Source organism: Bacteroidota bacterium (assembly GCA_030706565.1).
Classification (GTDB): domain Bacteria; phylum Bacteroidota; class Bacteroidia; order Bacteroidales; family JAUZOH01; genus JAUZOH01.
This window is the reverse complement of the sequence record JAUZOH010000259.1, coordinates 1-5,557: the sequence shown is the minus strand read 5'-3', so window position 1 is coordinate 5,557 and position 5,557 is coordinate 1. Positions and strand designations below refer to the sequence as shown.

Sequence of the window (5,557 nt, the reverse complement as noted above, 5' to 3'; positions counted from 1 at the left end):
TACACGCCGGGCTATGGTCTAATTACTTAATGAAGTTTTTGATATTTTTTGAAGGCAGGCTGATTAACCGTTCTTTGAAGTCATATAATTTATACGGGTTTAAGGCTATCAGCAAAGAAGAAATCAGAAAAACAACGATGACTTCCATACTTTTTATTCTCAATAAGGCATGACTTCCCCGTCAAAAGCAAAAAGGTGGTGTGAATTTGGAATGTGGCAGCTTTATCGTACTGAAAATGAACGTACAAATTATTGTGCTTACGGATTTTTTACGTACATTTGCAATAAATAATTTAAGTTTCGCAAGTAGTATAAAGGGGTTATAACAGATTTCTCTGTGGCACTCTGTGTTAAAACTCTGTGGTTCTCTGTGTAATAAATCGATTCAATAACACAGAGAACCACAGAGAAGACACAGAGGAATATTTCTCATTATTTCTATATGACATGATGAACAATAAATCTCAGTTGTTAAATTTTATTCCGTTCAGGGAGATATTTACTTGCGAAACTTTAATAAATAATTAAAGTTATGGCTACAACGATTAAAGAACAAGCAAGATTTGACACAAGACTTCCAAAAGAACAAAAGCAATTTTTTGAGAAAGCTGCATATTTGGGAGGTTACAGAAACCTGACAGATTTTATTGTTCAAACTGTCCAGGAAAAGGCAAAAGAAATTATAAAGGAAAAGGAACAAATAATTGCCTCGGAAAGAGATAGCCAAATTTTTTTTGATGCAATAACTAAGCCAAAAGGACCATCAAAGGCACTAAAAAATGCTTTAGATGATTATAATGCTTTTGTCTCAAATCCTGAAAAATGATTGAGCTTTTAGAAAAGAAGCACAATCGAAAAGATTTTGACTGTGGCAAAGAGATTTTGAACAATTATCTAAGAAATCAAGCAGGGCAAGATGTAAAAAGAAAACTATCTGCCTGTTTTGTTTTTACAGAAAAGGGAACCAATAACATAAAGGGATATTACACCCTGTCAAACAACAGTATTCCACTAAAGAACTTTCCTGAACAGATTCAAAAAAAATTCCCAAAATCTTATGTTTCAATTCCCACTACCCTTCTCGGAAGGTTGGCAATTGACACCAAATTTCAAGGGAAAGGGCTGGGTAAAATTTTATTGATTGACGCATTGAAAAGGAGCTATAAAATCTCGAAAACGATTGGCTCATTTGCGGTAGTTGTTGACCCTATAGACAAAGAAGCAGAAAGGTTTTACGAAAAGTATGACTTCATAAAATTACCAGATAGTGGAAAAATGTTTATTGCAACCCAAACACTAAATAAACTTTTCGATTAAAAACAAAAATACTGCGCTAATCGAGCAGCCGGCCGATAGGCTGTTAGCCTATCAGAAAAGCTCCACGCCATTATAGTGCATACGTGCGCTACGATCCTCCCTTTCCATTAAAATGTCCGGGAAACATCTAATTTCAAACACATATACAGCCCCGTCCGTCAGCTGGCGGACGGGGCTTATGTTATAATCGAGCATAGGTTCATACCTCCTTTTGCATAAACGTTCGATAGATAGTAACCAAAATAGGGTTTTGCGCTTGCATTTAAAAAATACAGCAAGACCATTTAGATACCTTGAAAATGACCCATAGAATTTAAAATCAAACCTTTCACAATTAAAAAAGATTATATAAATTTGTATCCAAATGAATACAGAAAATAAATGTACAGCATTGAGAAAACTGACGAATTTGACAAATGGCTGAGAAAACTGAAAGATTTAAGAGCCAAAGCCAAAATCTTATTTCGAATTCAGAAGCTTGAGAATGATGAACACTTTGGAGATTGCAAACCTGTTGGTAATGAAATCCGTGAATTAAAAATAAACTACGCAAAAGGCTACCGGGTTTATTTTAAAGAGTCAGATGGAAAAATAATTATTTTACTTATTGGAGGAGATAAATCTACTCAACAAAAAGACATTGAAAGAGCAAAAGAAATTTTAAAAAGGATAAAAAAATAGAAATATGGAAACTTCAAAATTTGATATTTCCGATTACTTAGATAGTAACGAAATGATTGCCGAATATCTTAATACTGTTCTGGCAGAAGGAAATGATTCAGATGTAATTACAGCAATTGGGCATATTGCAAAATCAATCGGGATGACAAAAATTGCTCAAGAAACAGGATTAAGCAGACCAAGTTTATACAAAGCTTTATCTGATGGAGCAAAACCTCAATTTGAGACAATTATGAAAGTATTGCGAGCAATTGGAGGACAGATACAAATAAATCCAAGGACAGCTTAAGAAAAAAACACTACATCGCGCAGCCGGCCGATAGGCTGTCAGCCTATCAGAAAAGCTTCACACAACTGTAATGCAGCGGCACATTAAAAAATCAGGCTGTTAATCAGCCTTTCATTATTGTCAATCTCACAATAATATATAACTTTGCCCAAGTTTTCTTCGGGGCAGGGTGAAATTCCCTATCGGCGGTATAGTCCGCAACTCCTTGTAAAAGGACTGATTTGGAGAAATTCCAAAACCGACAGTTATAGTCTGGATGAAAGAAGAAAATATCTGCTAACCTGCAATTGCACCAGGCAATTGTATCCTGATATACGCTTTGCTCCGGGGAATCCAGTTTAAACCATTAAAAAGGAGTAAAGATGAACACATTAAGTTTTTTTGGAAAAACAGGCAACGAAAGAGTTGAAAATGCCATTAAAAAGCTGCAGCAGGGATACGGCGTATTGCTGGTAGACGACGACAACAGGGAAAATGAAGGGGATATTATTTACTCTGCCGGGAAAATGACGGAAAAAGATATGGCTTTAATGATCCGCCATTGCAGCGGGATAGTCTGCCTTTGCCTGACAGAAGATAAATGCAGAAAGCTTGGACTGAAGCCGATGGTCGAAAATAACACAAGCAAATATCAGACCGCCTTTACCATTTCAATTGAAGCCAAAGAAGGCGTAACAACAGGAGTTTCGGCAAAAGACAGAACGACCACCATAAAAACTGCAATATCAGAAAAAGCCACACAGGCCGACCTGGCCAGTCCGGGCCACGTATTCCCTTTATTGGCCAGTAATAACGGAGTCTTCAACAGGAGGGGCCATACCGAAGGCAGCGTCGACCTGGTGAAACTGTCCGGTTTAGGAGATTGTGCAGTTTTATGCGAACTGACCAATGAAGACGGGACCATGTCCAGGCTTCCTGAAATCATGGAATTTGCCAAAGAACACGATATGACCGTCGTATCCATTGAAGATATCTGCCAGTATAGAAAAATGAAGGAAGAAAAGCCAGAAATATCCGGTATACTAAATTGACCGGAATTGCCGGCAATATTGACCGGTAAGTTTTTTAAGCCTAAAACATTTAGGCCCTTACAGGGTCTGAATGTAAAATAGATGCACCGGAAAAGGGATTAATGATACACCTTGATGAAATCTTTTAAACATCTTGTTTGCAAATTTCTTACTTTTATGATGTTCTTTCAGAAAGAAAGAAATCAAAATAATGTACCAGAATTCAATTTCTGACAAATCAGAAAAAGTAAAGAAACTCAGGGAAATAAGACAAAGGAACAACGAGATCAGCTGGATGTTCTGTGATTATTTGAACAACAACCCCTGCCTGATCACCAAAGAGCTGATGGAAAGCATCAATGCCGACAATCCCCTTCCGGAAGAAACCGTATATTTTGCCCTGCTGACAGGCTTATGCGGACTTGATACCGAAAACAACGAAAGGGACAGGCAGCTGGCAAATGATTATTTCCGGCCGGCCGTAAAAAAGCTGGATGCCCAATCCTACGCGGCAAACCCTTATTACCAACATATCCTGATCGATGATGAAAAATCCGGGAATTGGGAGCTGAAACACCTGCAATATAAGCCGTTTGAAGCATTTGTGTACAATGACATCATTGTGTCTGAAGATTTTAAAGAAATCCCGCGTATTGGATTTTTCGATGAAGAATTCCGCTTTCCTGCCGTCATGGAACACGACCACGAATGGATGGCTGTTAAACCCAATGAAATAGAGACCATGCAACCCGTTATTGATGCAATTGATGGAAATGTGGTAACATTCGGACTAGGGCTCGGATATTTTGCCTATATGGCTTCGCTTAAAAAGGAAGTACAGCACGTCACGGTTGTAGAAAGGGACAAAGAGGTAATTCGGCTTTTCAAACAATGCATACTGCCTCAGTTTCAATACAAGGGAAAAGTGGAAATAGTCTGCAGCGATGCATTTGAATACGCCGAAAAACAAATGCCGGCTAAAAATTTCGACTCTGCCTTTGTTGATTTATGGCACGACGTATCCGACGGCCTTGATATGTATGTGAAAATGAAAAAAATGGAACATCTTTGCATCCAGACAAAATTTTATTATTGGATTGAAGATTCGTTGCTTTCAGGCCTTCGCTGGCAGATTTTCAATTGGGTAACAAATAATGCACAATCCTACAGCGAGATAGAAAAAAGTCTCAGCCGGCCTTTTTTACAAAAACTGGCTGCAACTCAAGTGATTACTAAATAAATTTATTTTCGAAGAAAAAGATTGAATAAAAGTATGTTCAAAATTATTACCGCTTTGGCAGTAAAAACCACTCAATACGATCAATGCACAAACCTAAACCCTTAATTTTACCTCTTTAGCAGTAAATATTCGCAAATAGATTTGCTTTTTTAGTACAATTATGATAATTTTACTGCTAAAACAAGAATATATGCTCGAACCTCAATTATTGGCAAAAATCATCAGAAGACACCGGAAGGTTGCCGGAATCAGTCAGCTTCAACTGGCGGAAATGGCAGGCGTAGGAAAAACCGTGGTTTTCGACCTCGAAAAGGGTAAGGAAACCGTTCAGCTCAACACATTACGGAAAATACTTACCGTACTCAATATTAAAGTACAACTTACCAGTCCGCTGATGAACCAAATCCTGAACGATGAGAAAAGCTAAGATATTCATAAACGGCACTGAAGCAGGAATACTCATGGAACTGGAATTTGGAAAAAAGTATCAGTTCAGTTACCTGAAAAATTACGCAGGAAATCCCGTATCCCTGACCATGCCTTTGTCGCAGAACATTTATGAATTTGATGTTTTCCCTCCGTTTTTCGACGGGTTGCTGCCCGAAGGATACCAATTGGAAGGCCTGTTGAAATTCGGAAAAATAGACCGGAATGATCTTTTTTCCCAACTCGTGGCTGTCGGCAATGATCTGGTAGGAAACGTAACGGTGCAGGAGGTACCCGAATGAACCGTTGCCCCATCACTTATGAACCCTGTGGTGAGCTTTTGTACAGCCCAGAAGGTTTAAAACTCCTCTCCCCTGCCCTAAAAAAGCTGGATTTTCTGAATTTCTCATCAGAAGAACTCAGAAAAGAAGCGATGATCAGAGCCTCAAAAATGTCGGTACAAGGTGTTCAGCCCAAATTAAGCGCTGTTTTAAACATAAAAAACTGCTGCTTCGAGATTGTCGACAAAAACGGAAGATATATCCTGAAACCTCAACACCCTATTTTTCCGGAACTTCCTCAAAACGAAGACCT

10 protein-coding genes and 1 riboswitch are annotated in these 5,557 nt (G+C 38.3%); of the genes, 9 read left to right on the top strand and 1 reads right to left on the bottom strand.

The window, feature by feature from the left end; translation table 11 throughout:
• The first annotated feature begins 532 nt into the window (after positions 1-532).
• Complete coding sequence (locus Q8907_12070) at positions 533-826, top strand: DUF1778 domain-containing protein (GenBank protein ID MDP4275006.1); 294 nt, start codon at positions 533-535, stop codon at positions 824-826.
• The gene (locus Q8907_12065) at positions 823-1,317 is read left to right on the top strand and encodes a GNAT family N-acetyltransferase (GenBank protein MDP4275005.1); all 495 of its coding nucleotides are present in this window, start codon (positions 823-825) and stop codon (positions 1,315-1,317) included. The genes Q8907_12070 and Q8907_12065 overlap by 4 nt, the downstream gene beginning before the upstream one ends.
• 51 nt (positions 1,318-1,368) lie before the next feature.
• Here the strand turns inward: Q8907_12065 and Q8907_12060 are convergent, their stop codons facing one another.
• The gene (locus tag Q8907_12060) at positions 1,369-1,512 is read right to left on the bottom strand and encodes a hypothetical protein (GenBank protein MDP4275004.1); all 144 of its coding nucleotides are present in this window, start codon (positions 1,510-1,512) and stop codon (positions 1,369-1,371) included.
• A gap of 186 nt (positions 1,513-1,698) precedes the next feature.
• Between Q8907_12060 and Q8907_12055 the strand changes: the two genes are divergently transcribed.
• The 7 genes from Q8907_12055 to Q8907_12025 form a co-directional block, all read left to right on the top strand.
• Positions 1,699-1,998, top strand: coding sequence for a type II toxin-antitoxin system RelE/ParE family toxin (locus Q8907_12055; GenBank protein MDP4275003.1), 300 nt, complete (start codon positions 1,699-1,701; stop codon positions 1,996-1,998).
• Between the two features lie 4 nt (positions 1,999-2,002).
• A complete protein-coding gene (locus Q8907_12050) occupies positions 2,003-2,287 on the top strand; it encodes a putative addiction module antidote protein (protein ID MDP4275002.1) in 285 nt (94 codons plus the stop codon).
• Positions 2,288-2,438: 151 nt separating this feature from the next.
• A riboswitch (FMN riboswitch) is annotated at positions 2,439-2,559 on the top strand.
• Positions 2,560-2,649: 90 nt separating this feature from the next.
• Positions 2,650-3,318 carry a 3,4-dihydroxy-2-butanone-4-phosphate synthase gene (ribB, locus tag Q8907_12045; GenBank protein ID MDP4275001.1) on the top strand — a complete coding sequence of 223 codons (669 nt, stop codon included), beginning with the start codon at positions 2,650-2,652 and terminating at the stop codon, positions 3,316-3,318.
• A gap of 190 nt (positions 3,319-3,508) precedes the next feature.
• The gene (locus Q8907_12040; protein ID MDP4275000.1) at positions 3,509-4,537 is read left to right on the top strand and encodes a hypothetical protein; all 1,029 of its coding nucleotides are present in this window, start codon (positions 3,509-3,511) and stop codon (positions 4,535-4,537) included.
• Positions 4,538-4,727: 190 nt separating this feature from the next.
• Entirely contained in the window at positions 4,728-4,964 is a 237-nt protein-coding gene (locus tag Q8907_12035; GenBank protein MDP4274999.1) for a helix-turn-helix domain-containing protein, read from the top strand.
• Positions 4,951-5,265 carry a HipA N-terminal domain-containing protein gene (locus Q8907_12030; protein MDP4274998.1) on the top strand — a complete coding sequence of 105 codons (315 nt, stop codon included), beginning with the start codon at positions 4,951-4,953 and terminating at the stop codon, positions 5,263-5,265. Before Q8907_12035 ends, Q8907_12030 begins: the two co-directional genes overlap by 14 nt.
• A 38-nt stretch (positions 5,266-5,303) precedes the next feature.
• A partial coding sequence (locus Q8907_12025) for a type II toxin-antitoxin system HipA family toxin (GenBank protein MDP4274997.1) occupies positions 5,304-5,557 on the top strand: 254 nt, incomplete at its 3' end.